The organism is Maribacter polysaccharolyticus (genome assembly GCF_028882255.1).
Lineage (GTDB): Bacteria > Bacteroidota > Bacteroidia > Flavobacteriales > Flavobacteriaceae > Maribacter_A > Maribacter_A polysaccharolyticus.
In genome coordinates this window covers 231,224-250,373 of record NZ_JARBUY010000005.1, presented here as the reverse complement: position 1 = coordinate 250,373, position 19,150 = coordinate 231,224, and the positions used below count along the sequence as shown (strand labels likewise).

The following is a 19,150-nucleotide window of genomic DNA, read 5'->3' as shown; positions in this document are numbered from 1 at the left end:
AAAGGTGTGTTATTTAAAGTTCCCGCAAAAATCGAGCATCATCTTTTCTGAATCTTTTGGTAGGTTTTTAAACTCTTTATGAGCAACGAGGAAAACAACAATATCGGCCTTTTCATAAGCCGTTTTATAGTCGGTTAATTTAAAAACGTTGTGTTCTTCAATATTGGGTTCTACGATATAATATTCCTCATTGTTCGCATTTTGTAAAACACGTTGTACAATATATTTGGCAGGGGACTCCCTTAAATCATCGATGTCAGGTTTAAAAGCAAGGCCCATTAGTGCAATCTTGGGTTTTCTTCCATGTTGAAGTTCAAACTTTAATCTTGCATTTTGCACTTTTTCAGCACACCAGAAAGATTTATAATTGTTTACTTCTCGTGCAGTCCCAATAATTTTCGATTCCATAGGGTAATCAGCCACAATGAAGTAAGGATCAACTGCTATGCAGTGCCCTCCAACACCACATCCTGGTTGTAAGATATTTACCCTAGGGTGCCGATTGGCTAAATTAATTAGTTCCCAAACATTAATATCGGCCCTATCACAAATTAATGACAATTCGTTGGCAAAGGCTATTTGAACGTCTCTTGATGAGTTTTCGACCAATTTACACATTTCAGCGGTCCGGGCATTGGTTTTATGCAATTCACCTTTAACGTATTTGGAGTAAAAAGCTACAGCTTTTTCTGTTGAAGCCTCATTAACGCCGCCTATGACACGGTCATTATGCACCAGTTCATACATGACATTTCCTGGTAACACCCGTTCTGGACAATATGCAATATGCAATTTTCCATTTAATTCTGGGCGTTCTTCATAGATATAGGTCATCATCTTTTCCGTAGTTCCAATCGGTGAAGTAGATTCAATGATGTACAAATCACCTTCTTTCAGTAATGGTAGAATTGCAGTAGTTGCGGATTGAACAAAAGATATATCAGGTTCATGTTTGTCTTTAAAAGGGGTCGGTACAACAATTAGGTAGGTTTTGGTCTCCACTGGTGTTGTGGCAGCCTTTAAAAACCCCTTGCTTACCGCGTTCGACACAGATGTATCCAATGAAGGCTCCACGATATGAATTTCACCCCTGTTGATGGTATCTACCACATTTTGGTTGATGTCAACACCATGTACATAGGTTCCCCCTTCAGCTATTAAAGCTGCTGTAGGCAGGCCAATATAGCCAAGTCCTATTATTACTGCTTCTGGATTGTTCATTAATTTAAGTTTTTTATAAATTCCACAATTCTTTTACTTGCCTTTCCATCTCCATAAGGGTTATGAAGTTTGCTCATAGTTTTATAACGCTCTGTATTGCCCATAAGATCCATTGTCTCACTCACGATTTTCTTTGTATCCGTACCGACCAGGATTACTGTACCCGCATCAACAGCTTCGGGCCTTTCGGTAGTGTCACGCATGACGAGAACGGGTTTGCCCAAACTTGGCGCTTCTTCCTGTACGCCACCACTATCCGTTATAACGAGTTCGCATTTGTTCATGAGCCACACAAAAGCCGGATAGGCAAGTGGGGCGATTAATTTTATATTTTCTTGCTTACCTAAAATATCATAAACAGGTTTCTGTACTTTTGGATTTAAATGCACTGGATAGATGATCTGTACATTATCTACCCTTTCCCCGATTTCTTTTAAGGCATTACAAATATTGATAAATCCTTGCCCGTGGTTTTCCCTTCGATGTCCCGTGACCAAAATGATCCTTTTAGTAAAATCCAGCTCGCTCTTTAGATTTAGTATTTCAAGATCCTCGAGGTTGTCAACTTTGCTGACGCTTTCGAAAAGTGCATCAATAACCGTATTGCCTGTGATTAAGATATTTTCTTTGGAAATGCCCTCATTCCGTAAATTGTCGAACGAAGTTTGTGTTGGGGCAAAATGATAATCCGCAATATGCCCCGTTATGGTTCTATTGATTTCCTCTGGAAAAGGGGAATTCTTGTTAAAAGTCCGTAGACCTGCTTCCACATGACATACCTTGGCGCCAGAATAGAACCCTGCAATACTGGATCCCATGGTGGTGGTGGTATCCCCATGAACATAAACATAATCGGGATTGAATTCTTCGAGAACGGGCTGTAATCCAGTAATTATGGCCGCAGTTAGACCGTAGAGGTTCTGACCTGGTTTCATTAAATCTAAATCGTAATCCGGAGTGATTTCGAAGAAATCCAGTACCTGATCGAGCATTTCACGATGTTGTGCGGTAACACAGACTTTGGTTTCAAAAACATCATTTCTTAATAAAGCCTTAACCAAAGGGGCCATTTTAATGGCTTCAGGTCTTGTTCCGAATATTATTAGGTTTTTCTTTTTCATTCGTAAAGTGGGTAACTGTTGAAGGTTCTTAATTAATCAAAATTCAAATTAATCCATTGGAATAACTTGAAATTGAGTTCAATATAGTTTATAGTCGTAATTTATCTCTAATTAAATAGCCGTGATACCAAAAAACAAAGACAAACAGAAATATACTGTAATAAATTATATTATGAATTCAACTTAAAAATGGCATTAAAAACAATTTTATACTCTATGATTAATTACTATTCAGTACTATGTTTTAAGATGGGATTAAAGTTGAAAAGACCAAAAATCATTTATATAAGTATAATTTTTCCCACACATTAAAATAATTGTAATTGGCCGTGAAATTCAAAGTCTCCCATCAACGGTCTCATTCAAGAACCCTTTAACATCATATAATATACCATTTGTTTTGAGTAATTCCCTACAGTTAATTTTGGAGAACTCCTTGTGTGCCACGGTCAGGACAACGGCCTCATATTTTTCGTTGGGCATTTCCTTTGTTGTGACTAAATTATACTCAGCCATAACTTCTATTGGGGAAGCCCAGGGGTCAAACACGGTTACCTCGGCACCATAACTTTTCAGATTGCTTATCACGTCAACAGCCTTGGTGTTTCGGACATCTGGACAATTTTCTTTAAAAGTAACACCTAAAACCAATATTTTGGCACCCTTAACCTTAATGTCGTTTTGTACCATGAGCTTAACCACTTCGGAAGCCACATATTTGCCCATACCATCGTTCATTCGTCGGCCGGCAAGGATGATTTCAGGATGGTAGCCATATTCCTGGGCTTTTTGGGCCAAATAATAAGGGTCGACTCCAATACAGTGTCCCCCGACCAATCCAGGTTTAAAGGGAAGGAAATTCCATTTTGTGCCTGCAGCTTCCAAAACATCATGGGTGTCGACTCCCATTAAATTGAATATTTTGGCCAGTTCGTTAACAAAGGCAATATTAATATCTCGTTGGGAGTTTTCAATTACCTTGGCCGCTTCAGCAACCTTGATTGAAGGCGCCAAATGCGTTCCTGCTGTGATGACCGATGCATAGAGTTCGTCTACTTTCTTTCCTATTTCCGGGGTTGAACCTGAAGTAACCTTTAATATCTTTTCAACAGTATGCTTCTTATCCCCAGGGTTGATTCGTTCCGGGGAATAGCCCACATAAAAATCGGTATTAAATCGTAACCTACTTATTTTTTCCAGTATTGGAACACATTCTTCCTCCGTGACCCCAGGATAGACCGTGGATTCATACACCACAATATCCTTTTTTTTTAAAACCTTGGCTACTGTCTCACTAGCCTTATACAGATATTTGAGCACAGGCTTATTAGCAGTGTCAACCGGGGTGGGCACCGTTACAATATAATAATTACAGTCCTTAATGTCCTCAAAGTTATTGCTACAGAATAAACCGTTGTCCATAAAAGGGTTTTGTCTCAGTACTTTTTTTAGATTAGTTTCATCTACTTCTAAGGTACAATCGGTTCCTGAACGAAGTTCAGCTATTCTCTGGGCATTAATATCGAAACCGACAACGGCATATTTGGTGGCAAATAAGCGCGCCAAGGGTAAACCTACATAGCCTAAACCAATAACGGCAATTTTGGGTGAGTCCATTCCAGAGTTATTCTACAACAAATTAAGTATTGACAAACTTACTACTTTAAATTTTTCCAATACCAATCCACGGCCGCTTTTAAACCTAATTTAATATCGTACTGGGGATCGTAATCTAACAGATTCTTCGCCTTTTCAATAGATGCCAATGAATGGGGGATGTCACCGGTCCTTTTCGGTCCGTATAGAACTTCGATATCCTTGATTTTAGGGTCAAAATTGCCTAAAAAGTCTCTTAAGAGGAATGTAAGTTCTTCAAGGGTAGTCCGTTCCCCAAAGGCCACATTGTAAATAGTGTTGACAGCATTCTTGTTTTTTGTGTTAATCGCCCTTATATTAGCTTGTACCACATTGTCAATATAGGTAAAATCCCTTGAATAGGATCCATCTCCGTTAATAATTGGAGATTCATAAGCCATAAATAGCTTTACGAACTTTGGGATAACTGCTGCGTAGGCCCCATCGGGGTCTTGGTGTTGTCCAAAAACATTGAAATAACGCAGACCAATGGTTTCTAAATCGTAGGTTTTATTGAAGATGTCCGCATAAAGTTCGTTTACATATTTTGTGATGGCGTATGGGGATAATGGCTTTCCAATAATCTCTTCCATTTTTGGGAGTGCTGTAGAATCTCCATAAGTCGAAGAGCTTGCGGCATAAATGAACCGTTTTACTTTGGTATCCCTTGCCGCGACCAACATGTTCAGAAAACCGGATACATTAACTTCATTGGTCGTTATAGGATCATTTATAGATCTTGGAACAGAACCCAATGCAGCCTCATGCAACACGTAATCGATTCCTTCACAGGCTTTTTTGCAAGTGGCCAAATTTCTTATATCGCCTTTAAGGAATTCAAAATTAGGGTTTTCCAAAGGTGACTTTAGATTTTCGATTTTTCCCGTGGACAAATTGTCCAAACAACGAACCTTGTTCCCGTTTTTAAGTAGGGCCTTACATAGGTTGGAGCCAATAAAGCCGGAACCTCCGGTGACTAAAACATTCAATTTTGAATTTAATCGTAAAGGTTCAATATTCATAAGTGTTCTAATAAAAGGCAAATGACAAATATAGTAGGAATCATCCGAATTTCAGTTGTTAACGTTTAAAAAAATAAACCCTTGGAATTTCTCAAGGGTTTATTTTTTAATATAAATAATACTAAACTTTATAATATGATCTATACCATTTTAAAAATGCTTTTACACCCTCTTTAATAGTCGTATCGGGATAATAATCATAGTCTTTGATAAGGTTATCGACATTGGCCCATGTTTTTTCGACGTCACCTGGTTGCATGGGCATCATTTCCTTTAATGCTTTTTTTCCAAGGTTCGATTCAATTTCATTAATGAAATCCAATAGTTTAACAGACTGGTTATTGCCGATGTTGTATACCTTGTACAATTCATCATTTTTCTTTCGCAGCTCAAGGTTTTCTTCTAAAACGGCCTTAACCCCTTGCGCGATGTCCCCAACATAAGTGAAATCCCTTTCCATATTTCCTTCATTGAACACCTTTATGGGTTTGTTGTTAATGATGGCTTCGGTAAAGAGGAAAATGGCCATATCGGGTCTGCCCCATGGCCCATATACGGTAAAAAAACGTAATCCCGTTGTAGGGATACCATACAGATGACTGTAGGTGTGGGCCATTAATTCGTTACTTTTTTTGGTAGCTGCATAAAGGCTTATCGGAGTATCCGTTCTGTCGGTAACAGAAAACGGTATTTTATCATTCAATCCATATACACTTGAACTACTAGCGTAAATAAGGTGTTCAATGGTGTGATGTCTGCAACATTCTAGTAAATTAAGAAACCCCACAATATTACTGTCTACATACACATTGGGATTCTCAATGCTGTATCGTACTCCCGCCTGGGCGGCCAAATTACAGACTACATCGAATTGTTCATTCCCGAATAAGGCGGGTAGGGCTTCACGATCCTCCAAGTTCATACGAATAAAGGAGAAGTTTTCTCCATAAAGTGAACCTTTACATATCACATTGAACTTTTCGGCATCCTTTTTCTCAATACCTAGGGCATGAAGTCTGCTGTATTTAAGGTTTTCACTATAGTAGTCATTGATATTGTCCAAGCCGACGACCTCATAGTTGTATTTCAACAGAAGTTCGCATAAATGATACCCTATAAAACCTGCTGCGCCTGTTATCAGAATTTTCAAGATTCTCCTATTTTGTAAAAATCAAATCCAAATTCTTCCATTTCTTCTTTATCCAATAAGCGTCTCCCGTCAAAAACAAAGGCCGGTTTCAACATTTTGGTGTAAATACTTTTCCAATCATAGGTTTTGAATTCATCCCATTCGGTTAGTATGGCAATGGCATGGGCGTCTTCAACGGCTTCCATGGGGTCGCTGACAACTTTTAACAACCTTCTGTTTTCTTCTGGATTCCTAGTGTTTAAATAATCGAGATCGGCATATATTCTCTCTTCAGGGACTTTAGGGTCATAGACTACGATTTCGGCTTGTTCGTCCAATAAGGCATCGGCAACATATATTGCGGCAGATTCCCTAGTGTCATTAGTGTCCTTTTTAAAGGCCCAGCCGTAAAAAACTATTTTTTTACCGGATACCGTATTATACAAGGTAGTTACTATGTTATCTGCGAATCTTTTCTTTTGATAATCATTCATTAGTATTACCTGCTCCCAATAATCAGCAACTTCAGGTAAACCAAAACTACGTGCAATATAGACCAAATTCAATATGTCCTTTTGAAAGCAAGAACCCCCAAAACCAACGGAGGAATTTAAAAATTTTGACCCAATTCTGCTGTCAAAACCAATGGCTCTGGAAACTTCAGCAATATTGGCATCTGTTTTTTCGCAAAGTGCGGATATGGAGTTGATTGAGGATACCCTTTGTGCAAGAAAAGCATTAGCGACCAATTTTGATAATTCAGAAGACCAGACATTGGTCTGTAAGACATTGTCTTTTGGTAACCATTGCAAGTAAATAGCGCTGAGTGCATCCTTAGCTTCTTGGCCTGAGGGCGTATCATCGCCACCAATAAGTACGCGGTCAGCATTCAATAAATCATTTATAGCCGTTCCTTCTGCTAAAAATTCCGGGTTAGAAAGGATTTCGAAATTAACCCCGTTTCCTGTGTTTTGTAAAATACTTCTGATGGCGCTTGCAGTTCGTACCGGTAAGGTTGATTTTTCAACAACGATTTTATCGTCCTTGGCTACACGGGCAATATTGCGGGCACATAATTCAATGTATTTTAAATCTGCGGCCTGACCCTTTCCTTTTCCATAGGTCTTGGTGGGCGTGTTCACTGAAATGAAAATCATCTGCGCCTCATCAATAGCCTTGTCCACTTCAGTCGAAAAGAATAGGTTTTTACCTCGAGTTTCGGCTACTATTTCCTTTAGTCCTGGCTCGTAAATCGGTAAATTGTCCAAATTCTCATCGTTCCATTGGTCAATTCTATTTTGATTGATGTCTACAACAGTAACTTCAATTCCAGGACTTTGTTTGGCTATTACTGACATGGTCGGACCACCAACATACCCAGCACCTATACAACATATTTTTGTGATTTTCTGCATTGACATTTATTTTTATGAGTTACAAATATTAAAAATATCTAAGGAATATAATATAGAATGTCGTTAAAAAGTAAAATATATTAAGGTGAACGGACAAATGAAGGTCAATTATATGATGTCAGATTGAAGGTTTAACCCATTCTTTTGGAGAAGTGTTTAATGTTGAAGATACATTGAGTTGGTGTTGTTGGAAGTTAAATGTTTTAAACTTGTTTTATATAAGTACATTTTTAGGATATTGAGGAATATCGATATTGGTACTAAGTCTTTGGCTATATATTCCCTTAACCTTTTTTGTGAATTTTTAAACTATTATGGTTTTTATAATGGAATTAGGTAACCATCGGGAGTTGAAGGTTGCTTTTGTTTTATATTCGGAATTACGTTGGTGTAATCAGGATATAATTGATTAAAAGCATTAAACCGAGTTTATCTACACGTTCACCGATTAATCGGAATTATATTCCAAATACAATGATTTATCAGTTAACTTTATCTTAATATCCTAGAGGATTTTGTGTTTGTTTAAGTGTTATTTTTCCAGATTGATGTATGACCTGAATCATTTTGAAAAATAGGTTTTATGTATATTTTGCTCCTTATTAAATGGATTTCATCTTAATTATTTGCCTGTGAAATATTAAAAGGGCTTTTTTGACCAGTGTTTTGGTAGGAGGTATCCTTCATGAAATTAGATATAAATCCAGAATAGGATATTTTTTAATACAACATATTTTAATGGAAGATAAATGTACAAAACTGATTTCAAGGAACATCGAAATTTAAAGATGATTATTAGAGCTTACGATTGCCTTTGGAATTTTGGAATGGATTTATTGCAATAATGAAATCAACAAACCAATATTATGATACAGAATTATTTGACCAATAATGCTAAACGATATTCATCAAAGTGGTTGGTGCTGGCTATAGATTTAGTGGTTGTAGGTATATCGTTTTTACTGTCCTATTTTATTCGTTTTAATTTGACGTTTAATTTTGAGGTCCATAGTCTTATTGTGCAATTACCGGTAGTTATAGGTATTGCCATGATATCATTTTTGATTATTGGGTCTTATAAGGGGGTGGTACGTCATACAGGGGTTCGTGATGTTTATAATATTTTCAATGCCATTTGTCTTTCCAGTATTGCGGCTATCTTTTTGGTCATTATCAATAGACAGTTTGGGTTTGTTGATGGTTTTACAATTCCATTATCTATAATCATTATTCACAGTTTGATCAGCTTTGTTGCGCTTACGGCATCCCGCTATGTTTACAAATCGCTTCATGCCAGTATGTTTAATGAATTCAAGTTAAGTAAAAAAGTATTGATATATGGGGCTGGGGAGTCGGGTATTTTAACATATGAAGCGATTACGAATCACTCTAAAAGTAACATAAAGATTGTGGGTTATGTAGATAAAGACCCCAAAAAAATTGGAAAACATATTAACGGGGTAACAGTTTACGCACCAGAAGAATTAACAGAGGACTTTATCCTAAAAAAGAATGTTGCCGAGGTTATTTTTTGTATACAAAAAATAGACCCTTCTAGACTAAAGGAATTGGTCGAAGGGTTGGTTGATTTCCCCGTTGTAGTCAAAATTGTGCCCCCAGTGGAAGATTGGATCAATGGGCAGTTGAGTGCCGCCCAGATAAAGACGATTCAAATTGAGGATTTATTGAATAGGCCACCTATAGATATCGTCAACTCGAAAATAAGGGATGAAGTTGAAAACAAGGTTATACTAGTTACCGGCGGGGCAGGTTCTATTGGCAGTGAAATAGTGCGCCAGCTCTGTAAGTACACCTACAAGTCGTTGATTATTGTAGACCAAGCAGAATCCCCACTTTATGATATACAGCAGGAATTAAAGCAGAATGGGCATTTGAATTTTATTCCTATCGTTGCCGATATTAGGGATAAAAATAGAATGAACAAGCTGTTCCAGGAATATAAGCCAAATCTGGTTTTTCATGCAGCGGCGTATAAACATGTTCCTTTAATGGAATATAATTCCTATGAGGCCATTAAGATAAACGTTGCGGGTACAAAAGTCATCGTTGACCTTTCTATAGTGCATAAAGTTGATAAATTCGTTTTTGTTTCTACAGATAAAGCGGTAAACCCTACCAATGTAATGGGGGCCACCAAAAGAATCGCCGAAATGTATATCAGTTGTATGCAACAGGAAGATAAAACCAAATTCATTACCACTCGTTTCGGAAATGTTCTTGGGTCTAACGGTTCTGTAATCCCATTGTTTAAGAATCAAATTGAAAAAGGAGGTCCTTTGACGGTAACGCATAAAGAAATTACCCGGTATTTTATGACTATTCCAGAGGCGTCACAATTGGTGTTGGAAGCCGGAGCAATGGGGCAAGGGGGAGAGATATTTATTTTCGATATGGGTGAATCGGTCAAAATATTCGATTTGGCCAAAAATATGATCAAATTATCGGGTTTACGTTATCCCGAAGATATAGATATTAAAATTACTGGTTTAAGACCAGGGGAAAAATTGTATGAAGAGTTATTGGCGAATGGTGAAAATACAATGCCTACCTATCATAAAAAAATAATGATCGGTAAAGTGAGGGAATTGGACTATAATTTTGTCCGAACAAAGATTGATGAACTTTGTGTCAACAATATGTTCTTTAATGGGGATACCGTAAAAATTATGAAGGAAATTGTTCCAGAATATATCTCCAATAACTCCAAATTGTGTGAATTTGATAAGCACTCAAAGTTGGAGAAAAATGCCAAAAGCAACCTCAAGGTTTTACACTACTAAATTTTTAGTATACTTGTACTTTAAAAGCCATAACTATGTTTAAAAATTTCAAGAATTCCATTCAATTTATTGTTGTTTTAACGGTTTTAGTACACGTCACTTCCTGTGCTTCACGAAAAGAAGTGGTATACTTTCAGGATACCGGTAATTTTGAAACCTTGGTGAATAATAGTGAATTTGTATCGAAATTCAAGGTTGATGATTTGGTTTCCATACATGTCTCATCGTTAAACCCTGAGGCTAGTGCCCCATTTAATTTGTTCAGAGGGGCATCGCAAGGTGGAATTCAGGCCCAACAAGTCGATTATTTGGTGGATCAAGCTGGGGAAATCGATTTTCCGGTTATCGGGAAATTAAAAATAGAAGGACTTTCGCCAGAGGAATTGCGAACTTTGTTGCGAGAACGGCTTTCGGACTATCTGAAGGATCCTATTATCAATATTCGATTGCAAAACTTTACGGTTACCATTTTGGGCGAAGTAAGATCCCCTGGAACTTATCCCGTCAATGGGGAGCAGATTAACATTTTGGAAGCTTTAGGTCTCGCAGGTGATTTGACGGTTCGAGGGGTTCGTGAAAATGTGCTGGTGATTCGGGACTTTAATGGTACAAAAGTATATACAAGAATTGACCTTACCTCAAAAAATATGGTAAAATCTCCAGTGTTTTACCTCACCCAGAATGATGTTGTGTATGTGGAACCTAACAATTCAGCTATAAGATCATCATCTTTAAACCAAAACACTAGTGTTGCAATATCAATTGCCTCCTTATTAATTACTTCCTCCATTCTTATCTTTGTTAACCGATAAAAATCTAATTTTTATTTTAATATAATATGAATTCGGAAACTACAAATCATTCACTGGAAATTCCTGATTACAGAGAACTTCTTAAACCCTATATAAAAAGTTGGAAATGGTTTGTCGTATCGGGAATAGTTGCTTTAGTATTTGGGTTCTTGTATATTCGTTATTCTGTTCCGAAATATGCCGTTGAAGCTAAAATTCAAATATTGGACGAAGCAAAAGGATCCTCTCAAATCAATGTTTTTGAAGACTTGGGCATTTTAGGTGCAGGAGGAATCCAAATAGAGGATGAAATTGAGATACTGAAATCAAGATCTAGCCTTATTGCCTTGGTTAAGCAATTAGGACTTAATACAAATATAATTGCCTTAGGTAATATTAAAAATTCTGCTCTTTATAGTAACCCAAGCCCTCCATTCAAAATCAATTTTCTTGCCCCAGATTCCCTAATACATACTTCTAGAGCAAGTTTTTTTATTACGTTGTCATCGGAAACATCTTTTGAGTTCGCTGAAAATGATAAGGGGCCTACTAAAATGTATTCCTATGGTAAAACAATTTCTTCACCTGTTGGCGATATAATCATAACCCCAAATAATTTGAACCCATCTGGCTCTGGAACAAATAGATATGTTGTTTCTGTCAATCCTATAGCTTCTGTCGCAGCGTACTATCAGAACGTCTTGGACATCTCGGTCGATAACAATCGATCTAAGATTCTTACAATCTCGTTAAATGATGCTATTGTTCAAAGGGGAAAAGACGTTATAAATACGTTAATAGCAATCTATAATCAAAATGCCATTGATGATAAAAAGGCGCTGGCTGATAGAACATCAGAGTTTATTAATGATAGAATAACACAAATTTCATCCAACTTGGATACTGTGGATGAATCAGCCGTAGCATTTAAATCGGGCAGGGGTTTGGCGGACATTGGCACCCAAACAAATCTCAATTTAAATCTTGGTGCTCAAAATCAACAACAATTACAGGATGCAGCCATACAATTGGATATTGCCTCTTCGATGAAGGATATTATTGACAATGATGATGGATACGAGTTACTTCCTTCGAATATTGGATTAGCAGACCAATCAATAGCGACTACAACCCAAAGATATAATGAATTGGCTTTGGAACGTAAGCGATTGTTGGAAAGTTCCAATGAAAAAAATCCGATTATCGTAAACTTGGACCAACAACTTGCCGGACTTAAACGTAGTATGCGTACAAGTTTAAATGGGATGACAAATAATTTGGGGCTTCAAGTTAACGATCTAAGTAGTCGATTGTCACAAATTAATTCTAGAATCTACTCGGCACCTAAAAATGAACGCGCATTAAGGGATATATCACGACAGCAAGAAACTACAGAGTCTCTGTATTTATATTTATTACAAAAACGAGAGGAAGCTCAAATAGCATTTGCTTCTTCGACGGCAAAGTCCAAAGTACTAGACGGTGCCTATGCTGTTAGTGATTTTCCCATTTCCCCCAAAAAAAAGGTTGTGCTCTTGGCCTCATTACTTGTCGGGTTATTAGTGCCATTTTCCATTGTTTATGTAAATTCTTTATTGGATAATAAGATTCATAATAAAATTGGTTTGGAAAAATTGACAAGTGATATTCCAGTTTTGGCCGAACTCCCGAAAATTTCCAAAAAAGAAAATAAGCTTGTTAAATTGGGTGAACGAACTGTATTAGCAGAATCCCTGCGTATTCTTCGTACTAATCTCGACTACGTAATAAAATCCAAAAAGAAGAAAGAGCATAGGGGTAGTATCATTTATGTGACTTCGAGTGTTTCGGGCGAAGGCAAAACTTTGATAGCCTCAAATTTAGCGATGATCATCGCAAATACCGATAAAAAAGTATTGTTGATTGGGGGTGATATTAGAAATCCCAGGATATATCAGTTTTATTCCGGGAAAAATGTCGACAAATTAGGCAAAGCTACCAGGAATAAAGGAGGGAATGGACTAACTGAATTCTTAGTTGATCAAAATTTGGAGAGTAAAGATATCATTTCAACCATGTTGGCCCATGAGCAAACCGTTGATGTAATCTATTCTGGAAAAATACCACCAAACCCCGCAGAACTTTTGATGAACGGGCGAATGAAGGAGCTCTTGGAAAGTATGGCCAATCAATATGACTATGTTATTGTCGATACAGCCCCGCTGATGGTAGTTGCCGACACACTTCTGATAAGTGAATTCGCCCATCAAATCTTATATGTAACCCGAGCAGGAGTGACCGAATCAAAAATATTGGAATATCCGCTTAAGCTTCATAAAGAGGGTAAACTCAATGGATTGTCTTTTGTTGTAAATGGGGTCCAAGATTCTAATCTAGGTTATGGCGGTAAATATGGTTACGGCTATAATAAATCCATAAAGAAATGGTGGAAGTTCTAAAGGCGATAATTAGGATGGTATTGTTGCCCTCATAATCCCCAACCGTTAGTGGACATTAAAAAATTTAAAAAAATGTATAGAAAGCAATTTTTGTTTACTAAGAAAAAAGGGGACTTTCCAAACTTAGAGGAAATACAAACTATAGAGGAATATACTTTATATATTGGCAAAGATTCAGAATATTGCTTCGTTAAAAACGAAATAAGAGAGTTTCACTTACTTGGATCTATATATGATTGGGAAAATCCCCAATTCTTAAACGAACAAATTCTTGAAAACATCTCTCAAGAACAAAGACTTGAGGATATATTAAGGGCTACTGATAATTATTGCGGACAATTTGTTTTAATTGTGAAACTTTACAATGAGATATTTATTTTTAATGATGCTGCTAGTCAAAAAGAGATTTATTATGACAATAATTTTACCTGTTTTGGTACTCAACCAAAATTACTGGGATTATCAGTAGATTTATTGGAACATAATAGTGAGGATGCAAAAGAATATTATAGCTCACAGAATTTTAAAAAAAAATGTTTATTTGTCTGGAATACAACGCACAAGAGCAATATCTTCCATCTTATGCCTAATCATATCTTGAATGTCAAAAAAAAGAGTACTAATAGGTTTTTCCCAGCAGAAATTCTTAAAAAAAACACTTTGGACTATGTATCCAAAAAATCCTCACAAATGTTAAAAGGGTACATTAATGCTATTTCAAAACGAAATAAATTAAAGATGGCTGTGACAGGAGGTTATGATAGTCGTGTTTTATTTTTGGCAAGTCTAAACGTTGAATGTGAATACTTTGTAACAAGACATCCTAATATGAATGATTCACATCATGATATTTTTATACCAAAACGTTTAACAAGTTACTATGATAAAGACTTCATGATTGGTGACGATAATTTAATGATGGAAAATATTGAGGACACTGATTATATCAATGATATTGATTTTCCCCGATTTTGGTTATCCAGAAATAAAAGCAACAATGATTTAATGTACATTAACGGCAATGTAAGTGAAATTGCAAGGAACTATTTTGGATACTACAAAAATGCAACGGCAAAAGATTTGTGTTTTTTATCAGGTAATTCAACGTTGAGTTTTGCTACTAAGCAATATTCCATCTGGTTAAAAAACAAATCAGTATTTAAGAAATATGGGTATCATTATTTAGATATGTTTTATTGGGAGGAAAAAATGGGGAATTGGCAGGCTAAATCAAAAACAGAAGCTCACGCTTTGGATAGAAATGTTCTTTCTCCATTTAATTCTAGAAAATTACTAAATTTATTACTTAGTACTAAACGAAAAGACAGGGATTCTCATTTTAATCGCTTATACGATTTGATGATTTATGAGTTATCGGGAAATGATAACGAAATAATTAAAATACCAATAAATCCTAGCAGGAAAAGGACAATTTTTGGACTAATGAAATATTTTAAGATTTACAATCTGTACAGATTTATTAAAGTTAAATTAAGAAAATGAAAGTCTAACGCCCACTAACACTTTGTAAATGTTAGTGCGGGTTCATAACTATATATGAAAAAAGGGTCCGACCGTAAATAAAAGTCAAGCCCTTGTTATTTTTAACTTACACATTTTACGGGATAGTGTCTTTTTTGACGTGTATAACTCTCCAAAGCATAGACAGTCTAAAATGAATGTTCACACATTCCTCATCACCACCTACAATTTATCGGTAGCCTACAATCATACTGACGGTCATGTTGGTAAGCATTCAAGATACTTTTAAAACATTTTGAATCTAAAGGTCACTTAAAAGCCCTTTCTACAAACGATACATGAAAAAAAAGTTACATTTTTAAATACTTTTGCCTTGGAAAAGTAAAATTTCCTCTATCCTGAGGATAATAAATCCTTAAAAATAGATTTAATGATGGTTTTGAAATAGTCCCTTCAAAAAGTGACCCATTACTCCTCATTTTTGTTGACAACCATTTATTTCCCTTTTTGTACCATCAAACGTAGATATCCCACCATTATATGGTAAATTCCAGTTCGATTTTGCATGCTACGCCCAATAATACCGACTTGCAGGGAATAGTTTTGATACTTTGGATTTGTCCAGAAATACTCGCCGTTTCTTATGTTATCCTTCCGTTTTTCGCATTGTTTGCATACAAAATAACTGCCTATAATCTAGGTATTTTATTTCTGGATAGTTTATTAGGTATATTCCTTTAAAAATTTGGCAATAATCCAATTTAAACGATTACAGAGTAATGTTCCTTCAAAATATCCTTTAACACGTCTGAACAAATTCGTTTATTTCGGCTTTTTTGGGATTAAATCAAAAAAGGACTCCTATAAATAGGCTAGTAAAGTATTTATAAAGGAAATCCTGTACTAAAAATATGATTTACTAAGATAATGTTAAAAAAACATACCGTTCATCGATTCTAGAAGAATTAAACATCCATAATTAAGCATTCAATCGTAAAAGTACTAATATAAAAAAATACAGTTTATCGAAAATATAATGTATTTCATCGTTAATATTGAAATTTTAAATATTTTTACGAACCCAAATGATTTTAATCTAAACACTTAATCTTAACATCCCCATGAAATTAAATTTTTTATCCCCACAAACCCTACTAATGCTTTGTTTTGTCTTGTTTTTACACACTTCTTGTTCCAAGGATTCAGATTTACTTACGGATTATGTGGTTTCGGAGACGGAGGAAACCTTAAATATAGCGTCATTAGTAGATGACTCTTTCACTATTGCAGGACAGAGCAGCTTAGTGCTCGATGTGTTATCCAATGACAATTTAGAAAACCAAGAAGAAGTCGTTATTTCCGAAACTTCGGAACCTTCCAATGGAACCGTAGTGGTCAATGCAGATGAAACCTTAACCTATACTCCCAATACGGATATTACCGAGGAAGTTGAAGACACATTTACCTATACCGTAGAGGTAAATAATGGGGAGGGTACAACTACTGCGGAAGAGGCTAGTGTCGTTATTACTACTACGGAAAATGCTGCCAAACAGGAAGGAGTAAATCTTAGCACTTACGGGGCGGTAGGTGATGGAGTTACGGATGATACTGCTGCGCTGCAAGCTGCATTCGATAATGAGACCAATATAACGTCAGACCCAAACAAAACGTATTTGATTAGTGGTCAGATTAGGTTAGACCAAAATATGACGCAGACCATTGATTTCAATGGGTCAAAAATAACCAGGAATAGTGGTATTGACTATATCCTAAAAATAGATAAAAGTTCCTATTCCGGTACTAATACTTCAATAAGTAATCTTGAAGTGGATGGTAATGAACTTAGTGGATCATTGGTTTATATTGAATCAAGAGTAAAATTCACAAATGTATCTGTTTATGATGCATTGACAAATGGCGGTTCTGTCAGAGGTATATGGATAGAAATGAAGGATGAGCCTGGTGTTGTAGGTCAATGGGTGTTCGATAATGTTGATATTGATAATATTTCCAATTCAAATACTAGTGCGGGGGAAGCACAGGCTTTTTATGTAGTTTGGCCTGTTACCGTTTCAGACGGGGTACAATTAGTATATAAGAACAGTACTTTATCGAATAGTTTTGGTCGGTATGGGAATTTAATGATTTTGAATAGTCGCTCACATGATATAAGTTTCACCAATAATACTTTGTGGTTTGAGAATTTGACATTTTTTAATGCCCAAAGAAGGTTGGTAAAGAATTATATTGGGAATACGACTTGGATAAATTGTGATTTCTATGCTGCTGATAATGATAATCCCGATTATTTAGATAATATTATATCTGCACCGATTTTTGATATGGGGGCGGGTAGTTCCGCTAAGGGTTCTGAAAACAATCTGATTTGTGGCTGTAACTTTTACGGGGGCTATACAAAAAATTTAGATGGTGTTGGCAGGGGTGTTTGGTTTGGTGGTACGAGTGGTACTACAAGTGTTGAGATAAGGCATAGCACTTTTAACGGTGACAGTCCTAATAATAGATATGATATTGGATTTAATGGAATAACGTTTTATAAGGAAATTGGGGATTTCAAAATATGTGATTGTGATTTCACCCTTGGAGCATCGGCAGAAAGGGGTAATAAGTTTACTGATTATGGTGGATTTACCTTGGTAGGTGGTCCACTTCAGATAGATTCAAAAAACAACACCTATGACATAGGGCAAACTGCGGCATTAGCGGGTCTTAATGCTTCAAAATATGAAGTTGTTGACTTATCTGGTGATTGTCCAGTTTGTCCAAGCATTGATGATTAAATGAAATTACAGGTCTTATATGGGTGGCAACTGTAGAACGAAGAATACAGAGGGTATGGTACTATAAAGCACTATCTCATAAAGTGTGTAAATAGAATATAGCGGGGCATGTCCCCGCTATTTTTTGTTTAATTTTCAATATTAACATATTCTAAAGAATGAGGAAATATTCAACGATGAATTTCTAAAACAGTTCAAGACCGGAGATGAGCTCGACGGTTTTTTTAAAGGAACTCACAAAACGGGGTATCGGGAAGATGCTCGAAGGGGAGCTCAAGGGCTATCTGGATTATGGGAGGAGGTAACACTTAATTGGTTGATATCCACGAATAAGCATTTGTTAAGAAACCCTCTTCGATAGCTTCCGTTAAAACGTTCTATAAAAGCATTTTGAGTTGGTTTGCCAGGTTGGATGTACTTTAATCTATCCCATGCATCTCGCTCCAATCGTTCGTTATAAGGCAATGAACTCTGAGCCGTTGTCCATCCTGTTCTTCCTTGTTTTTCCTTTTTTATTGATAAGATGGTTAAATACCTAGACAATGCGGTTACTGGTCAAGGAGAAGTCGGCTTCGATTTGAAGTGCTTCCCGATTGAAATTATCGATGACGTTAAACTACCTAAAACTTCTTTTGTTCTCCTGCACATCGGTTGCGAAATCCATAATCTATGTATTGTTGAATTCATTCGGAACCTTCAAAAGTTTTTTCACCCCTACCGGCAAACGTTTCTTGACTTTTCTTCTCAAAGGCAACCCAAGGGCTTTGTAAACACGTTGTGCCTGTTAATGGTTCTATGGCCTCCCTTCATTGCTCAAACGTTCGTAAGCCTTCCAAAAACCTTCCTCAAGGTGTTCTTTGGCCTTTTGTTGCAAAGCATCTTCTTTCTCGGATTCGTCCTTCGGCAGAGGTTTGTAATAATAGACGCTCTTGCTCATATTTAGGATACGGCACTCCCTGCTAATACTGTAATGGAAAAGTTCTTTGGCACTACTGCGATTACGGCAAGGCTTCAGAGCTTTTTTACAATAATCTCCTTGGCCATTTGATGGCCTAGCGCAAAATTCGCGTACATCTGTTTGAGCTTAGGGTTCTCCTCCTGGAGTTCCTTTATACGCTTCAATTCCCTGGAGTTCATCCTGGCATAATTGGAACGCCATTTGTAAAACGACGCGGAACTAACGCCATGCTAATGACTGATTTGTTCGACACTTTTACTGTCGTTGAACTCCTTTAAGATCTTTGCAATCTGCACGGGTGAAAATTTACTTATTATCATAATACTGTTTAAA

Annotated in this window: 11 protein-coding genes and 2 pseudogenes; 6 read left to right on the top strand and 7 right to left on the bottom strand. The window is 36.5% G+C overall.

The genetic code is table 11. The features are described 5' to 3' along the window. Nucleotides 1–9: 9 nt before the first annotated feature. From wecC to PHU20_RS16720, 6 genes are all read right to left on the bottom strand, one after another. Complete coding sequence (gene wecC, locus PHU20_RS16745; protein ID WP_274826554.1) at nt 10–1,221, bottom strand: UDP-N-acetyl-D-mannosamine dehydrogenase; 1,212 nt, start codon at nt 1,219–1,221, stop codon at nt 10–12. Next, nucleotides 1,221–2,342, bottom strand: coding sequence for a non-hydrolyzing UDP-N-acetylglucosamine 2-epimerase (gene wecB, locus PHU20_RS16740; RefSeq protein ID WP_274826553.1), 1,122 nt, complete (start codon nt 2,340–2,342; stop codon nt 1,221–1,223). Before wecB ends, wecC begins: the two co-directional genes overlap by 1 nt. A gap of 336 nt (nt 2,343–2,678) precedes the next feature. Beyond that, the gene (locus PHU20_RS16735) at nt 2,679–3,959 is read right to left on the bottom strand and encodes a nucleotide sugar dehydrogenase (RefSeq protein ID WP_274826552.1); all 1,281 of its coding nucleotides are present in this window, start codon (nt 3,957–3,959) and stop codon (nt 2,679–2,681) included. Nucleotides 3,960–4,000: 41 nt separating this feature from the next. Then, nucleotides 4,001–4,999, bottom strand: coding sequence for an SDR family oxidoreductase (locus tag PHU20_RS16730; RefSeq protein WP_274826551.1), 999 nt, complete (start codon nt 4,997–4,999; stop codon nt 4,001–4,003). A gap of 121 nt (nt 5,000–5,120) precedes the next feature. After that, the gene (locus tag PHU20_RS16725) at nt 5,121–6,149 is read right to left on the bottom strand and encodes an NAD-dependent epimerase (RefSeq protein ID WP_274826550.1); all 1,029 of its coding nucleotides are present in this window, start codon (nt 6,147–6,149) and stop codon (nt 5,121–5,123) included. Further along, nucleotides 6,146–7,543, bottom strand: a complete 1,398-nt coding sequence (locus PHU20_RS16720; protein ID WP_274826549.1) for a nucleotide sugar dehydrogenase — start codon at nt 7,541–7,543, stop codon at nt 6,146–6,148. The genes PHU20_RS16725 and PHU20_RS16720 overlap by 4 nt, the downstream gene beginning before the upstream one ends. 866 nt (nt 7,544–8,409) lie before the next feature. Here PHU20_RS16720 and PHU20_RS16715 point away from each other — a divergent pair. The 6 genes and pseudogenes from PHU20_RS16715 to PHU20_RS20185 all read left to right on the top strand — a co-directional run. Continuing rightward, nucleotides 8,410–10,344 (top strand): polysaccharide biosynthesis protein, encoded by a 1,935-nt coding sequence (locus PHU20_RS16715; protein ID WP_274826548.1) that lies wholly within the window; start codon nt 8,410–8,412, stop codon nt 10,342–10,344. A 35-nt stretch (nt 10,345–10,379) separates the two neighbouring features. Continuing rightward, nucleotides 10,380–11,156 carry a polysaccharide biosynthesis/export family protein gene (locus PHU20_RS16710; protein WP_274826547.1) on the top strand — a complete coding sequence of 259 codons (777 nt, stop codon included), beginning with the start codon at nt 10,380–10,382 and terminating at the stop codon, nt 11,154–11,156. A 26-nt stretch (nt 11,157–11,182) separates the two neighbouring features. Continuing rightward, nucleotides 11,183–13,573, top strand: coding sequence for a GumC family protein (locus PHU20_RS16705; protein WP_274826546.1), 2,391 nt, complete (start codon nt 11,183–11,185; stop codon nt 13,571–13,573). A 72-nt stretch (nt 13,574–13,645) separates the two neighbouring features. After that, nucleotides 13,646–15,076 carry a hypothetical protein gene (locus PHU20_RS16700; RefSeq protein ID WP_274826545.1) on the top strand — a complete coding sequence of 477 codons (1,431 nt, stop codon included), beginning with the start codon at nt 13,646–13,648 and terminating at the stop codon, nt 15,074–15,076. A gap of 1,100 nt (nt 15,077–16,176) precedes the next feature. Then, entirely contained in the window at nt 16,177–17,859 is a 1,683-nt protein-coding gene (locus PHU20_RS16695) for an Ig-like domain-containing protein (protein WP_274826544.1), read from the top strand. A 148-nt stretch (nt 17,860–18,007) separates the two neighbouring features. Continuing rightward, nucleotides 18,008–18,158 (top strand): annotated as a pseudogene (locus tag PHU20_RS20185) (IS256 family transposase); the annotation flags it as partial. Between the two features lie 10 nt (nt 18,159–18,168). On the opposite strand, the pseudogene PHU20_RS16690 reads toward PHU20_RS20185, so the two are convergent. Beyond that, nucleotides 18,169–19,137, bottom strand: a pseudogene (locus PHU20_RS16690) (IS3 family transposase); the annotation flags it as partial. Nucleotides 19,138–19,150 lie beyond the last annotated feature (13 nt).

What these genes read in the sequence shown, in the direction of transcription:
- wecC (WP_274826554.1), bottom strand. Translation starts at nt 1,221, where the DNA reads ATGAACAATCCAGAAGCAGTAATAATAGGACTTGGCTATATTGGCCTG.
- wecB (WP_274826553.1), bottom strand. Translation starts at nt 2,342, where the DNA reads ATGAAAAAGAAAAACCTAATAATATTCGGAACAAGACCTGAAGCCATT.
- PHU20_RS16735 (WP_274826552.1), bottom strand. Translation starts at nt 3,959, where the DNA reads ATGGACTCACCCAAAATTGCCGTTATTGGTTTAGGCTATGTAGGTTTA.
- PHU20_RS16730 (WP_274826551.1), bottom strand. Translation starts at nt 4,999, where the DNA reads ATGAATATTGAACCTTTACGATTAAATTCAAAATTGAATGTTTTAGTC.
- PHU20_RS16720 (WP_274826549.1), bottom strand. Translation starts at nt 7,543, where the DNA reads ATGCAGAAAATCACAAAAATATGTTGTATAGGTGCTGGGTATGTTGGT.
- PHU20_RS16715 (WP_274826548.1), top strand. Translation starts at nt 8,410, where the DNA reads ATGATACAGAATTATTTGACCAATAATGCTAAACGATATTCATCAAAG.
- PHU20_RS16710 (WP_274826547.1), top strand. Translation starts at nt 10,380, where the DNA reads ATGTTTAAAAATTTCAAGAATTCCATTCAATTTATTGTTGTTTTAACG.
- PHU20_RS16705 (WP_274826546.1), top strand. Translation starts at nt 11,183, where the DNA reads ATGAATTCGGAAACTACAAATCATTCACTGGAAATTCCTGATTACAGA.
- PHU20_RS16700 (WP_274826545.1), top strand. Translation starts at nt 13,646, where the DNA reads ATGTATAGAAAGCAATTTTTGTTTACTAAGAAAAAAGGGGACTTTCCA.
- PHU20_RS16695 (WP_274826544.1), top strand. Translation starts at nt 16,177, where the DNA reads ATGAAATTAAATTTTTTATCCCCACAAACCCTACTAATGCTTTGTTTT.